Consider the following 16,330-nt stretch of genomic DNA (forward strand, 5'->3'; position numbering starts at 1 on the left):
CTTGCCCGCGATGAGGCCCGTACTGTCAGCATCATCAAGGAAGAACACTCATGGGCAACCCCCTTGCCGGCATCGGCATGGACTCAAACCGCTCGCAGTTCATGGCGCGCCAGCGCATTGAAAGCCAGATCAACCTGCCGCGCCTGTTCGCGGCCATCGACGCCGATCCAGGTATCGTTGGCGCAGGCGTCGTATACATCGACGCCGACTTCAACGTCATTACCCTGCGCGAATTCAAGCCCATCTGCAGCATCAAGCCCAAGCGCATCATTTTGCGTGAAGCGCAGAAGTACATTGCGCCAACGCAGTTTGCTCAACATGTCGTGAGCAATCCTCGAGAGTCGCGACTGATTGGCGAAGCCGTGAATACCGGAGTCTCCTGCTTGGGGGCGGTCATCAGTTGGGCTGCGATCGCCAGTGGAACCATTCTGGTGCCTTTCAGCGCTGGCGCCAGTTCCGTCATCGTTGTAGTGGGGTATGCGGCTGCTGGCGCGAGTACGCTTCAGTGCTTTAACGGCATTGCCCGAACAGCGCTGGAAGTCGCCAAACCTGAGGTCAAGGATTCGCTCGACAGTGAAGGCTGGTACCAGAATGCGTCCATCGTGCTGGACGCCGTATCACTGGCAGGCGTGGGCGCTTCGGCCCTGACGACGGTCAAGCTGGTCAGGGCCGCCAAAGCATCGACGGGCAAGAGCCTGCGTGATGTGCTTCGCGGTTTGAATCGCCAGGAAAGAGCCAAGCTGACGAAAGAACTGCTGAGCATCAACCATCCCAGCTTGACCGCGAAGATGATCAAATTGAGGCAGGCGTCGGGCGAACTCACCAAGCGTTTCACCCCGACGCAGCTCAAGCACAGCACCACTACCCAGATCAAAGACGTCCTCGGCGCAACCATAGGATTTGGCGGGAGTGCTTACTCCGGAAACGTCAATACCATCGCGATTGGGTTGTACGAGGAAATAAACGAATGAACGAGTTAATGACGCTACGCGACTTTTTCAGGCAATACTTTCTGACGTTTATGGGCGGCGTATTTGCTGCGTGTTTTTCTTTGGCGTTGGCTGTGGCGCTGGCGTTCATCACCTATTTTCGTGATGCGCCCATTGCTCAAGTGGGGCTCAAGATCATGTCTGCCGGGGCGCTGCTCATTCTGTTGACGGTCCATAGCAACTTTATGATTTTGCGGGGCCGACCCTCCTGGGTGTGGGTGATGGTCGGCATCTACGTCGCCTGTCTACTGTTTGTCGTCCCAATGCTTCAGTACCAGCCTCATAAAGTTCTCTATGGGTTGGCGCTGTTATTCCCGTTCCTTGGATTGTTGATACTTAACAGCAAGGTTCAACGAGAGATGCGTGCAAAACTGGTGGGAATCCGTCGCATTCGGCAATCTGTCAAATCAACCGTTGGGCCGAGTAGCCGCATGTGAAGGCGTCGCCGTCGATAACCGGTTTTTTCGCGCGCTATTTCCCCGTGTTCATGGGCACGATTTTCATGGCGATCTTTTCCGGCTCCGCTGCGGTTTCCACGGCGGGCGTAACCTATTTGCGCGACACTGATCCCGCGCTTAAATCCGGCTGTTCGGGCGCTGCGATCCTGATGCTGGTCGCGGTGCTGGTATTTGGCAACGTCATGATCGCGCGCGGCTATCCGTGGGCGACGAAACTGGTGGCGGGCTATCTCGGCGCTTGCCTGTTGTTCGTACTGCCAATGATTCAATACGACCTGCACACGCTGGTCTATGGCTCGGCTGTGCTCTTCCCGCTGCTTGGATTGTTGCTGCTCAACAGCAAGCGCCATCGCGAAATGCGCCAGAAGCTGCTTGAGATCCGCCACATGCGCCAAGCCGCGATCGCCAAGCGCAAAACCGGCTGATTGGGTAGATTCCCCACCCACCCTCACATCCGCGCCACAAATATGTGCGTCACTTGCACCACGGCGCCCCCGTTGGCGCCGTTTTGGTGCTGTACTGCACCGGGTCTTACGATAAAGCGCAATGACCGCCGCTCTGGCATAAGTCTTGCGCGCTTTGTGTCCATGCCCTGGCTCGCAGGAGGCCGCCGTGTCGATTCATGTCGCGTTGCACCATGTTACGCATTACCGCTATGACCGCGCTGTCGAACTCGGCCCACAGATCGTGCGGTTGCGCCCGGCGGCCCATAGTCGGACGCGAATTCTGTCCTACGCGCTGAAAGTGCTGCCCGAGCAGCATTTCATCAATTGGCAGCAAGACCCCCAGGGTAATTACCTGGCGCGCTTGGTGTTTCCGGAAAAAACGGATGAGTTGCGCATCGAGGTCGACCTGGTCGCCGAAATGGCGGTGTTCAACCCCTTCGACTTTTTCCTTGAGCCCTACGCCGAAAAAATCCCCTTCCGCTACGCCGCCGATGAGCAACGCGAACTGGCGCCGTACCTGGAAACCCTGCCGCTGACGCCGAAGTTCGCCGCGTACCTGGCGGGTATCGACCGCACGCCACTGCCGGCGGTGGACTTCCTGGTGGGGCTCAACCAGCGCCTGGCGGCTGATATTGGCTACCTGATCCGTATGGAGCCGGGCGTGCAAACCCCGGAGTTCACTCTGGAAAATGCCTCCGGCTCCTGCCGCGACTCGGCCTGGTTGCTGGTGCAGTTGCTGCGCAACCTGGGTTTGGCAGCACGGTTTGTGTCTGGCTATCTGATCCAGTTGACCGCCGACGTCAAAGCCCTCGACGGCCCGTCCGGCACCGAAGTGGACTTCACCGACCTGCACGCCTGGTGCGAAGTGTATTTACCCGGCGCCGGTTGGATCGGCCTGGATGCCACCTCCGGGCTGTTCGCGGGTGAAGGGCATATTCCGTTGGCGTGTAGTCCCGATCCCTCGTCTGCCGCCCCGATCAGTGGGCTGGTGGAACCGTGCGAGTGTGAGTTCACCCACGAAATGTCGGTCGAGCGGATTTGGGAAGCCCCACGGGTCACCAAGCCTTACACCGAAGAACAATGGCTGGCGATCCAGGCCTTGGGTCGGCAGATTGACGGCGACCTGCTCAAGGACGACGTGCGCCTGACCATGGGCGGCGAGCCGACGTTTGTGTCCATCGATGACCCCGACGGCGCCGAGTGGAATACCGCCGCGCTCGGGCCGGATAAACGCCGCCTGTCCGCCGAGCTGTTCCAGCGCATGCGCAAGCACTACGCGCCCAAGGGCCTGGTGCACTTCGGCCAGGGCAAGTGGTACCCCGGCGAGCAACTGCCACGCTGGTCGCTCAATTGCTACTGGCGCCGCGATGGCGTGCCGATCTGGCACAACAGCGCGTTGATCGCCGATGAACAACAGGACTATGGCGCGGATGGCGCCCTGGCCGGGCGTTTCCTGGCCAGCGTCGCTGAGCGCTTGAAACTGCCGGCACGCTTTGTGTTCCCGGCCTTTGAAGACAACTTCTACTACCTGTGGCGCGAAGGTGCGCTGCCGCAAAACGTCACCGCCCAAGACCCACGTCTGAGCGACGACCTGGAGCGCGAACGCCTGCGCAAAGTGTTCGCCCAGGGCCTGGATAAAATCATCGGCCAAGTGCTGCCGCTGGCGCGCACGGCGGCCAATGACCGCTGGCAAAGCGGGCGCTGGTACCTGCGTGACAACCATTGCCGCCTGGTGCCGGGGGATTCGCCCCTGGGTTATCGTCTGCCACTGGCCTCGCAGCCTTGGGTGACGGCGGCCGAGTACCCATTTGTGCACCCGACGGACCCTAACCAGGACCAGCCGGAGCTGCCGACCACCTCCCAACTGCAAAGCCATGGCGACCCTGCGCCGGTGGATGAACGCGTGCCCAAGGTCGACGAGTCCGCCGACTGGCTGACCCGCACCGCGCTGTGTGCCGAGGCGCGGGAAGGGCGCCTCTACCTGTTTATGCCGCCCCTTGAGCGTGTCGAGGACTATCTGGAATTGGTGGCCGCCATTGAGGCGACAGCCGAAGAACTGCACTGTCCGGTATTGCTGGAAGGCTATGAACCGCCAGCGGACACGCGCCTGAGCAACTTCCGCGTCACGCCGGACCCCGGCGTGATCGAGGTCAACGTGCAGCCGTCCGCCAGTTGGGACGAGTTGGTGGAACGCACCGAGTTCCTCTACGAAGAGGCCCGGCAAACCCGCCTGACCACTGAGAAATTCATGATCGACGGGCGCCACACCGGCACCGGTGGCGGTAACCACTTTGTGCTCGGTGGTGCGACACCCAAGGACTCGCCGTTCCTGCGCCGGCCCGACTTGCTGCGTAGCCTGATCAGCTATTGGCACAACCACCCGTCGTTGTCCTACCTGTTCTCCGGCCTGTTCATCGGCCCGACTTCACAGGCGCCACGGGTGGATGAGGCACGCAACGATGCGTTGTACGAGCTGGAAATCGCCTTCGCGCAAATGCCCGAACCCGGTGAAGAATGCCCGCCATGGTTGGTGGACCGCCTGCTGCGCAACTTGCTGATCGACGTGACCGGCAACACCCACCGCGCCGAATTCTGCATCGACAAACTCTACTCGCCCGACGGCGCCACCGGCCGCCTGGGCCTGCTGGAGTTGCGTGCATTTGAAATGCCGCCCCATGCGCGCATGAGCCTGACCCAACAACTGTTGCTGCGCGCCTTGGTCGCACGCTTCTGGCGCGAGCCCTATGCGCCGCCGAAGCTCGCGCGCTGGGGCACCGAACTGCACGATCGTTTCCTGTTGCCGCACTTTATCGAGCAGGACTTCGCCGACGTGATTGTCGAACTCAACGCGGCCGGCTACCCGCTGCGCGCCGAATGGTTCGCCGCGCACCTGGAATTCCGTTTCCCCAAGGTGGGCGATTACGCCGTCAGTGGTATCGAACTGGAACTGCGCCAGGCCCTGGAACCCTGGCATGTGCTGGGCGAAGAGGGCGCGGTGGGCGGCACGGTGCGTTATGTGGATTCGTCCCTGGAGCGCCTGCAAGTCAAATTGACCGGGCTGCCACCGCAACGCTACCTGCTGACCTGCAACGGAATCCCAGTGCCACTGCACGCTACCGGGCGAGTCGGGGAGTTCGTGGCCGGGGTGCGTTACCGCGCGTGGCAACCGGCCAACTGCCTGCAACCGACCATCGCCGTGCATGCGCCGTTGGTGTTCGACGTGTTGGATACCTGGATGCAACGCTCGCTGGGCGGCTGCCAGTACCATGTTGCCCATCCGGGCGGGCGCAATTACGACAGCTTGCCGGTGAATGCCAACGAGGCGGAGAGCCGGCGCATGGCGCGTTTTTTCCGGTTGGGGCATAGCCCGGGGAAGCTCGAGGTGCCGACGGTTGTCATTAACGACGAATTGCCGATGACCCTGGATCTACGTCGTTTCCCCAATAAAAATGACTGAATGCGATCCCCTGTGGACGCTAGCTTTTGTGGTGAGCGAGCTTGCCTCGCGCGGGGCAAGCCCGCTCACCACAAAAGCCGGGGGCTACAGGGGATTTGCAGTGTTTGTTGAGTTAATCTGAGCCCCCTTGCCTCTGCCGAGCGTTCCATGTCCGACTTGCTCGACCGTTACCCGCTGACCGCGGGCACTTATCACGAATTGCTGGACGACAGCGGCGCGGTACGTGCCCATTGGCAGCGCCTGCTCGACCACCTGCAACGCAGCACGCCTGCCCAACTGGCCCAGCGCCAGGCGTTGCTGACCCGACAGATCCAGGAAAACGGCGTGACCTACAACGTCTACGCCGACCCAAAGGGCGCCGACCGCCCGTGGGAACTGGACCTGCTGCCCCATGTGCTGGCCGCCGATGAATGGCAGCAGCTGTCGGCGGGGATCGCCCAGCGTGCGCGCCTGCTCAACGCCGTGCTCGCCGACCTGTACGGCCCGCAGCGCCTGATCAAGGAAGGCTTGCTGCCCGCCGAGCTGGTGTTCGGCCATAACAACTTCCTGTGGCCGTGCCAGGGCATCCAGCCGCCGGACGGAGCGTTCCTGCACCTGTACGCCGTGGACCTGGCGCGCACGCCGGATGGCCGTTGGTGGGTCACCGCCGACCGCACCCAGGCGCCTTCCGGTGCCGGTTATGCGTTGGAGAACCGCACCATTGTGTCCCGGGCGTTCCCGGATCTTTACCGGGATTTGCAGGTCCAGCACCTCACCGGTTTTTTCCGCACCTTGCAGGAAACCCTGGCCCGCCAGGCGCCCGGTGATGACCAGCCGCCGCTGATCGTGCTGCTCACGCCTGGCCGGTTCAACGAAAGCTATTTCGAACACCTCTACCTCGCCCGCCAGCTCGGCTACCCGCTGGTAGAAGGCGGTGATCTCACGGTGCGCGACAGCACGGTATTCCTGAAAACCCTCAGCGGCCTGCGCCGGGTGCACGCGATCATGCGGCGCCTGGATGACGACTTCTGCGACCCGCTGGAACTGCGCACCGACTCCGCCCTCGGCGTGCCCGGCCTGTTGGACGCGGTGCGCCAAGGCAATGTGCTGGTGGCCAATGCCCTGGGCAGCGGCGTGCTGGAGTCCCCCGGTCTGCTGGGCTTTTTGCCGAAGATCAACGAGTTCCTGTTTGGCGAAGCATTGATCTTGCCGTCCATCGCCACCTGGTGGTGCGGTGAAGCGCCGGTACTCGCTGAAGCGCTGGAGAAACTGCCGGAGTTGCTGATCAAGCCGGCGTTTCCGTCGCAGAGTTTTGCGCCGGTATTTGGCCGTGACCTGGACGACGAACAGCGCCAGGCCCTGGCCGAACGCATGCGCGCGCGCCCCTACGCTTACGTTGCCCAGGAACTGGCGCAACTGTCCCAGGCGCCGGTGTGGCACACCGTGGATGACCACCTGCAACACCGCGCGATTGGCATGCGCGTATACGCCGTGGCGAGTGACGAGGGTTACCGCGTGCTGCCCGGCGGCCTGACGCGTGTAGCGGCGGAAGCCGATGCCGAAGTGGTGTCGATGCAACGTGGCGGCGCCAGCAAGGACACCTGGGTGCTCGGCGAACGCGCCGCCGGTGGCGAGCACTGGCGCGCACAGCGGGCGATTGGCGCCCATGACCTGGTGCGCCGCGATCCCTACCTGCCGTCCCGCGTGGTGGAAAACCTGTTCTGGTTCGGGCGTTATTGCGAACGCTGCGACGACAGCGCGCGTTGGCTGCGTATCGTGCTGGCGCGTTATGTGGATGGCGACGACCCGCTGGCCTTGCAGGCGGCGGTCGAGCTGGGCGAAAACCTGCGACTGCTGCCGGAAGAGGGCGAGTTGCCCGAACGCCTGCTGGCGGCACTGCTCGGCGATGACTGGCCGTCGAGCCTGCGCGCCAACCTGCAACGCTTGCAGTGGGCGGCGTCCCAGGTGCGCGGCAAGTTGTCCCGGGAGAACTGGCAGGCCCTGGTGGAGCTGCAACGCGAAGCCATGGAGCTGGAACGTGACACCCCGGACTTTGGCGAGTTACTGGATTTCCTCAACCGCCTGGTGATGTCCCTGGCGGCGTTGTCCGGGTTTGCCCTGGACGACATGACTCGCGACGAAGGCTGGCGTTTCTTGATGATGGGCCGGCGCATCGAGCGGCTGCAGTTTCTGAGCAGCAGCCTCGCCGCATTCCTGCGTGGCGTGGCAGTGTTCGATCAGGCTGGGCTGGAGTGGTTGCTGGAGCTGGGCAACAGCAGCATTACCTATCGCTCGCGCTACCTGGCGGTGCCGCAGTTGATCCCGGTCCTCGACCTGCTGTTGCTGGACGAGCAGAACCCCCATGCGGTGTTGTTCCAGCTCAAGTTGGTGAGCCGCACCCTGCGGCGTCTCAATGACGACTTTGGTGTGCCACGGGAAACCGGTCTCGGCCCGTTGGTGGAGCGCCTGGCGCGATTCGATCTGGGTTGCCTGGAGAACCCGTTGTTTGGTGAGGCCAGCGTGCGTGCCGCGTTGGACGGCCTGGCGGACCTGCTGCAAGCAGTCGCCGATGAGAGTGGGCAAGTGTCGGACCGTTTGGCCTTGCGCCATTTTGCCCATGTGGATGATGTCAGCCAGCAAACGGTGTCGGTGTGATGAGTGCGCGCTACCAGATTTTCCACGATACCCATTACCACTACGACAGCCCGGTGTCCCTGGCCCAACAGTTGGCGCACCTGTGGCCACGGCCGTGCGCCTGGCAGCGCTGCAGCTCGCAACAGCTGGATATCAGCCCGGAACCGACGTCGCGCCGCGATGAGTTGGATGTGTTCGGTAATCCCATCACCCGCCTGGCGTTCGAGCGGCCCCATGATGAACTGCTGGTGAATGCCGGGCTGACCGTGGAAGTGCTGGCGCGGCCAATGCTGGACTTCCAGCAGTCGCCGGCCTGGGACCAAACCCGCGACAGCCTGACCTACAGCAGCCAGGCCATGTCGCCGCAGCTGATCGAAGCCTGCCGCTACCGGTTCGAATCACCCTACGTGCACCTGAAGAAAACCTTCGTTGAGTTCTCCGAAAGCTGTTTCCCCCCTGGCGAACCCTTGCTGTTGGGCGTGCAGGCGTTGATGGAAAAGATCTTCAGCGAGTTCACCTTCGATGCCGAAGCTACCCAGGTGGCTACCCCGCTGGTGGAAGTGCTGGAGCGCCGACGCGGTGTATGCCAGGACTTCGCCCACTTGATGCTCGCCTGCCTGCGTTCGCGTGGCCTGGCGGCGCGCTATATCAGCGGTTATCTGCTCACCCAGCCACCGCCCGGCCAGCCAAGGCTGATCGGCGCCGATGCGTCCCATGCGTGGGTGTCGGTGTATTGCCCGGTTTCAGGCTGGGTGGATTTTGATCCGACGAACAATGTGCAGCCGGCACTGGAGCACATCACCCTGGCCTGGGGCCGGGACTTTTCCGATGTGTCGCCGTTGCGGGGAGTGATTCTGGGGGGAGGGAGCCATGACCCGGAGGTACGGGTGACGGTGATGCCACTGGAATAGCGATTGATTGTGCCGAGCCGGGTGAGCCGGCTCAGCACAAAGGAAATTATTCAGCCGGATCCTTTGGTGTTTCGGGCTCGTCGCTCGTTACTTCACCATCGGCATCCGGGTTCAGTGCGCCGGCTTCTTCATCTGCAGCGGCTTTCTTGCGTTGCAGTTTTTCCTCTTTCTTCTGTTCCTTGGCCAAGTCTCTCTGACGTTTGGCGAAGGAGTAATTAGGTTTGGCCATGGGCGATCCTCTAGGGTCGAAGGTGAGGGTGGCGGCGCGCAGCTGCCTTGGGACGACATGGTAGCAGCTTCAAGGTGCGCTTGGCCTTCACTTACCGCAGGCGTAAGCGGCCAGCAGGCCGTTGAACAGTTGATTGAGGTGCATGGCTCGGACTCCAGTGGGTGATGGGCCGATCATAGGCAGGTGGCAGTACTTTAGCTGGTAGATTGTGTTGATAAGTCTGATAGCCTAAAGTTGTATACAATCTGTTGATTCAGATCATAAGAATTCTTGCCTGCTTCAGGCACCCTTTGTCGCAATACGCGTTTTCTAAACCCTGCCTTGGAGATTCACATGTTTGCCAAACTCGTTGCTGTTTCCCTGCTGACTCTGGCGAGCGGCCAGTTGCTTGCTGCAGAGTGCAAGGTCACTGTCGACTCCACTGACCAAATGTCCTTCAACACCAAAGCCATTGAAATCGACAAGAGCTGCAAGACATTCACCGTCGAGCTGACTCACTCCGGCAACCTGCCGAAAAACGTCATGGGCCATAACTGGGTGCTGACCAGCGCCGCCAACATGCAGCCGGTTGCCTCCGACGGCATGACTGCCGGTATCGACAAGGACTACCTGAAACCCGGTGATGACCGCATCATCGCCCACACCAAGATCATCGGGGCTGGCGAGAAAGATTCGGTGACCTTCGATGTGTCGAAGCTGGCAGCCGGGACTGACTACGCGTTCTTCTGCTCGTTCCCAGGCCACATCTCGATGATGAAAGGCACTGTGACCGTCAAGTAAGCCGATTTCGATCGAAAAAAAGCGCCTCGAGGGGCGCTTTTTTGTGGGCGTTCAGTTGAACTGAGTCATCGTTCATCGCAGGCAAGCCAGCTCCCACATTCAAGCGCATTCTCATGCTGGAACTCAGTCAACTGTGGGAGCTGGCTTGCCTGCGATAGCGGTCTAACAGTCAGCACAAGCCTATCTGGTTCACCTCACGGCGCAAACGGCATGACCCGCTTGTGCTCGGTCTTGCGGTAGGTGTCGCAGATAATCTTGAACGCTTCCTCACGCACCGGCTCGCCGTGCAGGAATGCATCGATCTCGGCGTAGGTCACGCCATGTGACGCTTCGTCCGGCTTGCCCGGCGACAGGTCTTCGAGGTCGGCAGTCGGAATCTTCTCCACCAACGATTCCGGCGCGCCAAAGTGCCGCGCAATCGCACGCACCTGGTTCTTCACCAGGCCGCTCAACGGCGCCAGGTCGCACGCGCCGTCACCGAACTTGGTGAAAAAACCCATCACCGCTTCCGCCGCATGGTCGGTACCGATCACCAGGCCACCGGCCGCGCCAGCGATGGTGTACTGCGCCACCATGCGCATGCGAGCCTTGGTGTTGCCCAGCACGAAGTCGCGGGACACCGCGGCCTTGCCTTCAAATGCCGCCACTTCATTGGCCAGGGCTTTCACCGCCGGGCCGATGTTCACGGTGTGGCGCTCGTCCGGCTCGATAAAGTCCACCGACGCCTGGGCGTCGATCTCATCGAACTGGGTTTCGTACGGCAGGCGCACGGCGATAAAACGGTAGGCCTCATCGCCGGTGCTGGCGCGCAGTTCCTGCATCGCACGTTGGGCCAACAGGCCTGCGGTCAGGGAATCGACGCCACCGCTGATGCCCAGCACCAACGCCTTGAGCCCGGAATTGCGCAGGCAGTCCTGGATAAAGGTCACGCGGCGGGCAACCTCGGCCTCAAGGGCCGCCTGGTCGTTGAACGGTGCTTGGACCTTGAGCTGTTCAGCAATCTCACGCTGTACGGCTTGCATGATTCACTCCTTGCTAGAGATGGCAGGTACTTTGAAAACATGACGCAAATAGGCGACGAAATTCGGGTCGGTGCAGTGGGTCTTGCCCGCTTCATCGGAGATCTTCGCGACGGGCTGGCCATTGCAGGCGGTCATTTTAAGCACGATGCTCATCGGCTCGACACCTGGAATGTCACAGGTCAGGTTGGTGCCGATGCCAAAGCTCACATTGATCCGACCCCGCAAGGCGCGGAATATCTCCAGGGCCTTGGGCAACGACAGGCTGTCGGAGAACACCAGGGTCTTGCTCATCGGCTCGATGCCGAGCTTGTGGTAGTGGGCGATGGCCTTTTCTGCCCATTGCACGGGATCGCCGGAGTCATGGCGCAGGCCGTCGAACAGCTTGGCGAAGTACAGGTCGAAGTCGCCCAGGAACGCGTCGGTGGTGATGCAGTCGGTCAGGGCGATACCCAACAGGCCACGGTATTCGCGGACCCAGCAGTCGAGCGCGGCGATCTGGCTGTCGATCAGGCGCGGGCCGAGTTGCTGGTGGGCCATGATCCATTCGTGGGCCATGGTGCCCAGCGGCTTCATGTCGAACTCGCGCGCCAGGTGCACGTTGCTGGTGCCGACGAAGCGCCCGGGGAAGTCATGCTTGAGCACGCTGACCACTTCTTCCTGCACGCGGTACGAGAAGCGCCGACGCGTGCCGAAGTCAGCCACTTGCAGCTCGGACAGCTCGTCGCTGCTGGCGTTGGCGGTCAGCCAGTCGAACTTGCGGTACAGCTGCTCGCGGGCCTGTTCGAGGATCACGGTCTGGTAGCGATAGCGGTTACGCACTTCGCTGACGATAGCCAGCATCGGCACTTCAAACAGGATCACATGCAGCCACGGCCCGCGCAGGCGGATGAACAACTCACCGTTCTCGATGCCGGTCTGCACGTAGCGCAGGTTGAAGCGGAACAGCCCGAGGAAGCGCAAAAAGTCCGGCTTCATAAAGCTGATGCGTTCCAGGAAACCCAACTGGTCCGGGCTCAGGCTCAGCTCGGCGAGGCGCTCGATCTGGTAGCGGATCTCCGCCAGGTACGGGCGCAGGTCTTCGCTGTTACGGCAACGAAACTCCCATTCAACTTCCACGTTGGGGTAGTTGTGCAGCACCGCCTGCATCATGGTCAGCTTGTAGAAGTCGGTGTCGAGCAAGTTCTGCACGATGCGATCGGCAAACACACTCTCGCTCATAACGGGAATCTCCAGACGGGTCGGCGATGGGCGCCGACCTTTACGCACAATTGAGGAAGGGGGCTAGTGGCGCATAGACCTGTGGGGTTTTGCCAGTGATTTTTTGCGCTGGAGCTACCGACGCCTTCGCGAGCAAGCCCGCTCCCACCTTTGGAATGCATTTCAAGTGTGGGAGCGGGCTTGCTCGCGAAGGCGATTCTCCAGGCGCTAAAGCACCTGCTCCATCATCCACTTCACAAATTCACGCACCTTGGGCACCTCCGCCGAATGTTCGGGGTAGGCCAGGTAATACGCATCCTGGCTCGGCATTGCATGCTGCCAGGGAATGACCAGCTTGCCTTCGGCCAACTCTTCTTCCACCAGAAAGCGCGGCAACAACGCCACGCCACAGCCCACCTGCGCGGCCCGAATGCACATATAGAAGGTGTCGAAGCGTGGCCCGTGATAGCTGTGCTCGGTGTGGAAGCCCTGGCTGGCGAACCAGTCGTGCCAGCCCTGGGGACGCGAAGCGTTTTGCAGCAGCACCAGGTCGCTCAGTTGCGTGGGATCGGTGAACGGCTGCGCCGGCAGGCTTTCTGGCGCGCACACCGGCACCAACGCTTCGCTGAACAATTTGAGGCTTTCGGTGCCCGGCCGTGAGCCCTGGCCGAAGTAGAAGGCCATGTCGGCCTTGCCTTGCAGCAACTCGTCCGGCTCCTGCTCGTTGCACAGGTCCAAATGGATCTGCGGATGACGCAGGCGCCAGCCCTTGAGGCGCGGCACCAGCCAGCGCGCGCCGAAGGTGTAGGGCGTGGACACGCGCAGCACTTCGGTTTCGCCGCCGTAGGAGCGCAGGTAATGGGTGGACATCTCCACCTGGGTGAGGATCTTGCGCACTTCCACCAGGTACAGGTCGCCTGCCGGGGTCATCTGCAAGCGCCGACGCACCCGGCGAAACAGCAGGTGTTGCAGCAGTTCTTCCAGTTGCGCCACCTGTTTGCTCACCGCGCTCTGCGTGAGGTTCAGCTCCTCGGCGGCGCGGGTGAAGCTCAAGTGGCGGGTGGCGGCCTCGAAACACTGCAGGGCAGTGATCGAGGGCAAATGTCTTTTGTTCAGCACGGCACGCCTCTTTTTATTCTTTGCATGAATAAACGGAATGATATCTCGCCTAATCGTCGTTTGTTGGCAAGTCTTGGGCCAGCTACAAATAAGGTCTGGATCGCCGTGTCGGTGGCGGCGCAATTTTTCTGTTTGTAGATTGAAGGAGTGACCCATGGTTGCCGCATTGCTTGATCGTCTCGGGGTAAACCCGGCGCTGTACCAGTCGGGCAAACAGCCCGTGCATTCGCCGATTGATGGCAGCCGCATCGGCAGCGTGCACTGGGAAGGTGCCGCCGAGGTGGAGCAGCAGGTCAGTCGCGCCGAGCATGCATTCGACGCCTGGCGCAAGGTGCCGGCCCCGCGCCGTGGCGAACTGGTGCGCCAATTTGGCGATGTATTGCGCGAATACAAGGCGGACCTGGGTGAACTGGTGTCCTGGGAAGCCGGCAAGATCACCCAGGAAGGCCTGGGCGAAGTGCAGGAAATGATCGACATCTGCGACTTCGCTGTCGGGCTGTCGCGCCAGCTGTACGGTTTGACCATCGCCTCTGAGCGTCCGGGCCACCACATGCGTGAAACCTGGCACCCGCTGGGCGTGGTCGGCGTGATCAGCGCCTTCAACTTCCCGGTGGCCGTGTGGGCGTGGAACACCGCCCTGGCCCTGGTGTGCGGCAACGCCGTGATCTGGAAACCGTCGGAAAAGACCCCGCTCACCGCCCTGGCCTGCCAGGCGCTGTTCGAGCGTGTGCTGAAGAAATTCGACGGCGCCCCCGAGTACCTGAGCCAGGTGATCATCGGCGGTCGCGATGCCGGTGCCGCGCTGGTGGATGACCCGCGCGTCGCCCTGATCAGCGCCACCGGCAGCACGCGCATGGGCCGCGAAGTGGCGCCGAAAGTCGCCGCACGTTTTGCCCGCAGCATCCTTGAGCTGGGCGGCAACAACGCGATGATCCTCGGCCCAAGTGCCGACCTGGACATGGCCGTGCGCGCCATCCTGTTCAGCGCCGTCGGCACTGCCGGCCAGCGTTGCACCACCCTGCGCCGCCTGATCGCCCATGAATCGGTCAAGGATGAAATCGTCACCCGCCTCAAGGCCGCCTATTCCAAGGTGCGCATCGGCCACCCGCTGGAAGGCAACCTGATCGGCCCGCTGATCGACAAGCATGGCTTCGACAACATGCAGGACGCCCTGGAGCAAGCCTTGAGCGAAGGCGGAAAGGTGTTCGGCGGCAAGCGCCAACTGGAGGACACATTCCCCAACGCTTATTACGTGTCGCCGGCGATTGTGGAAATGCCCGAGCAAAGTGATGTGGTGTGCACCGAGACGTTTGCGCCGATTCTCTACGTGGTGGGCTACACCGACTTCGCCGAAGCCCTGCGCCTGAACAATGCCGTGCCGCAAGGCTTGTCGTCGTGCATCTTCACCACCGACGTGCGTGAAGCCGAGCAGTTCATGTCGGCGGTCGGCAGTGACTGTGGCATCGCCAACGTCAACATCGGCCCGAGCGGCGCGGAAATCGGCGGCGCGTTTGGCGGTGAGAAAGAGACCGGCGGCGGGCGTGAGTCGGGTTCGGATGCGTGGCGCGGGTACATGCGTCGCCAGACCAACACCGTGAACTACTCGTTGGAATTGCCGCTGGCCCAGGGCATTACTTTCGACTGATTCCTGAAGTCGAAGCGCGGTCAATGTGGGAGCTGGCCTGCCTGCGATAGCATCACCATGGGGTACCTGATACACCGAGGTGCCTGCATAGCAGGCAAGCCAGCTCCCACATTTGATTGGGTTTGCAATTCAAAATAACAGTTGTTTGTTAGGTTTCATCCCGGAGTCTGGCAATGGCACTACGCGAAACATGTTTGTGGGAGCACCTCACCCCTGGCCGGCCGGATCGTGCGGCGCTCAAGGGTGAGGTCAAGGTCGATGTGTGTGTGATCGGCGCCGGGATCACGGGCCTTTCGGCAGCCATTCATTTGCTGGAGCAGGGTAAAAGCGTCGCCGTGCTGGAGGCTCATCGCACCGGGCATGGTGGTTCGGGGCGCAACGTCGGGCTGGTCAACGCCGGCATGTGGATCCCGCCGGACGACATCGAAGCCGGTTTTGGCGAGGCGGTGGGCAGCCAGCTCAACCGCATGTTGGGCGCGGCACCGTCGCTGGTGTTCAGCCTGATCGACAAATACACCATCGATTGCCAACTGCGCCGTGAAGGCACCTTGCACATGGCGCACAACGCCCGTGGCGAGGCGGATTTACGCAGTCGCGAAGAACAATGGAAGCGCCGTGGCGCACCGGTGGAACTGCTCACCGGCCAGGCTTGCGAGCTGGCCACCGGTACCCGGAAAATCGCTGCCGCCTTGCTGGACCGGCGCGCCGGCACCCTGAACCCGATGGCCTATACCAGTGGCTTGGCCAACGCGGCGGTCGGTCTGGGCGGGCAGTTATTCGACCATTCTCCCGTCACCCAGCTTGAACGCCAAGGCGCGCACTGGTCGGTGCAGACCGCCCAGGGTTCAGTGCAGGCTGCACAGGTGGTGATCGCCTCCAATGCCTACACCGAAGGCGAATGGACCGAACTACGGCGCAATTTTTTTCCCGGTTACTACTATCAGGTCGCGTCGGCTCCGCTGACGGACGACGCCGCCAAACAGATCCTGCCCGGTGGCCAGGGCTCCTGGGACACGCGCCAGGTGCTGAGCAGCATCCGCCGTGATGCCGATGGCCGTCTGTTGCTCGGCAGCCTGGGCAATGGCAACCAGAAACCGGCATGGTTCCTCAAGGCGTGGGCCGATCGGGTGCAGCAGCATTACTTCCCGTACCTCAAATCGGTGCAGTGGGAATTCACCTGGACCGGCTGCATCGCCTTCACCCCGGATCACTTGATGCGCCTGTTCGAGCCCGCCCCTGGCCTCGTGGCAGTAACGGGCTATAACGGGCGTGGCGTGACCACCGGCAGCGTGGTCGGCAAGGCGTTTGCCGACTACCTGTGTCACCAGAATCCCCAGGCGTTGCCGATCCCCTTCGCGCCCATGCAGCCGTTGGCCGGGGTGGGACTGCGCAGCTGTCTTTATGAAGCAGGATTCTCGCTGTATCACGCTGGGCAATGCTTGAGGATCGTTATCTGATCAGCGA

At 61.9% G+C, this 16,330-nt stretch carries 13 protein-coding genes; 9 read left to right on the forward strand and 4 right to left on the reverse strand.

From position 1 onward, the window contains the following. Window positions 1-50 precede the first annotated feature (50 nt). The 6 genes from ssp4 (at window position 51) to KHP07_RS21710 (ending at window position 8,874) form a co-directional block, all read left to right on the forward strand. Entirely contained in the window at window positions 51-971 is a 921-nt protein-coding gene (gene ssp4 / locus KHP07_RS21685; RefSeq protein WP_078046612.1) for an Ssp4 family T6SS effector, read from the forward strand. Then, the gene (locus KHP07_RS21690) at window positions 968-1,426 is read left to right on the forward strand and encodes a hypothetical protein (RefSeq protein WP_099493500.1); all 459 of its coding nucleotides are present in this window, start codon (window positions 968-970) and stop codon (window positions 1,424-1,426) included. The genes ssp4 and KHP07_RS21690 overlap by 4 nt, the downstream gene beginning before the upstream one ends. A 50-nt stretch (window positions 1,427-1,476) precedes the next feature. Beyond that, window positions 1,477-1,872, forward strand: coding sequence for a hypothetical protein (locus KHP07_RS21695; protein ID WP_214498037.1), 396 nt, complete (start codon window positions 1,477-1,479; stop codon window positions 1,870-1,872). Between the two features lie 187 nt (window positions 1,873-2,059). Then, window positions 2,060-5,350, forward strand: a complete 3,291-nt coding sequence (locus tag KHP07_RS21700; RefSeq protein ID WP_100491616.1) for a transglutaminase family protein — start codon at window positions 2,060-2,062, stop codon at window positions 5,348-5,350. A gap of 147 nt (window positions 5,351-5,497) precedes the next feature. Then, window positions 5,498-7,984, forward strand: a complete 2,487-nt coding sequence (locus KHP07_RS21705) for a circularly permuted type 2 ATP-grasp protein (RefSeq protein ID WP_214498005.1) — start codon at window positions 5,498-5,500, stop codon at window positions 7,982-7,984. Next, complete coding sequence (locus KHP07_RS21710; RefSeq protein WP_078046616.1) at window positions 7,984-8,874, forward strand: transglutaminase family protein; 891 nt, start codon at window positions 7,984-7,986, stop codon at window positions 8,872-8,874. Before KHP07_RS21705 ends, KHP07_RS21710 begins: the two co-directional genes overlap by 1 nt. 46 nt (window positions 8,875-8,920) lie before the next feature. Here KHP07_RS21710 and KHP07_RS21715 read toward each other — a convergent pair whose 3' ends face one another. Continuing rightward, window positions 8,921-9,103: a hypothetical protein gene (locus KHP07_RS21715; RefSeq protein ID WP_100491614.1), complete on the reverse strand. Its 183-nt coding sequence runs from the start codon at window positions 9,101-9,103 to the stop codon at window positions 8,921-8,923. A gap of 333 nt (window positions 9,104-9,436) precedes the next feature. Here KHP07_RS21715 and azu point away from each other — a divergent pair, with 333 nt between their 5' ends. Beyond that, window positions 9,437-9,883: an azurin gene (gene azu, locus KHP07_RS21720; RefSeq protein ID WP_100491613.1), complete on the forward strand. Its 447-nt coding sequence runs from the start codon at window positions 9,437-9,439 to the stop codon at window positions 9,881-9,883. Between the two features lie 194 nt (window positions 9,884-10,077). Here azu and nadE read toward each other — a convergent pair whose 3' ends face one another. The 3 genes from nadE to KHP07_RS21735 all read right to left on the reverse strand — a co-directional run bounded on the left by nadE (window position 10,078) and on the right by KHP07_RS21735 (window position 13,221). Next, window positions 10,078-10,905 (reverse strand): NAD(+) synthase, encoded by an 828-nt coding sequence (gene nadE, locus KHP07_RS21725; protein WP_078046618.1) that lies wholly within the window; start codon window positions 10,903-10,905, stop codon window positions 10,078-10,080. A 3-nt stretch (window positions 10,906-10,908) separates the two neighbouring features. Continuing rightward, window positions 10,909-12,123 (reverse strand): nicotinate phosphoribosyltransferase, encoded by a 1,215-nt coding sequence (gene pncB, locus KHP07_RS21730; RefSeq protein WP_012721934.1) that lies wholly within the window; start codon window positions 12,121-12,123, stop codon window positions 10,909-10,911. A 207-nt stretch (window positions 12,124-12,330) separates the two neighbouring features. After that, window positions 12,331-13,221, reverse strand: a complete 891-nt coding sequence (locus tag KHP07_RS21735) for a LysR family transcriptional regulator (protein WP_099493497.1) — start codon at window positions 13,219-13,221, stop codon at window positions 12,331-12,333. 154 nt (window positions 13,222-13,375) lie between these two features. Here KHP07_RS21735 and amaB point away from each other — a divergent pair, with 154 nt between their 5' ends. Both amaB and amaA read left to right on the forward strand, forming a co-directional pair. After that, window positions 13,376-14,866 carry an L-piperidine-6-carboxylate dehydrogenase gene (amaB, locus tag KHP07_RS21740; protein ID WP_214498006.1) on the forward strand — a complete coding sequence of 497 codons (1,491 nt, stop codon included), beginning with the start codon at window positions 13,376-13,378 and terminating at the stop codon, window positions 14,864-14,866. A gap of 173 nt (window positions 14,867-15,039) precedes the next feature. Next, window positions 15,040-16,323: an L-pipecolate oxidase gene (amaA, locus tag KHP07_RS21745; RefSeq protein ID WP_099493495.1), complete on the forward strand. Its 1,284-nt coding sequence runs from the start codon at window positions 15,040-15,042 to the stop codon at window positions 16,321-16,323. Window positions 16,324-16,330: the final 7 nt, after the last annotated feature.

The sequence above is a fragment of the Pseudomonas sp. VS40 genome (assembly GCF_018587885.1).
Taxonomy (GTDB): domain Bacteria; phylum Pseudomonadota; class Gammaproteobacteria; order Pseudomonadales; family Pseudomonadaceae; genus Aquipseudomonas; species Aquipseudomonas pergaminensis.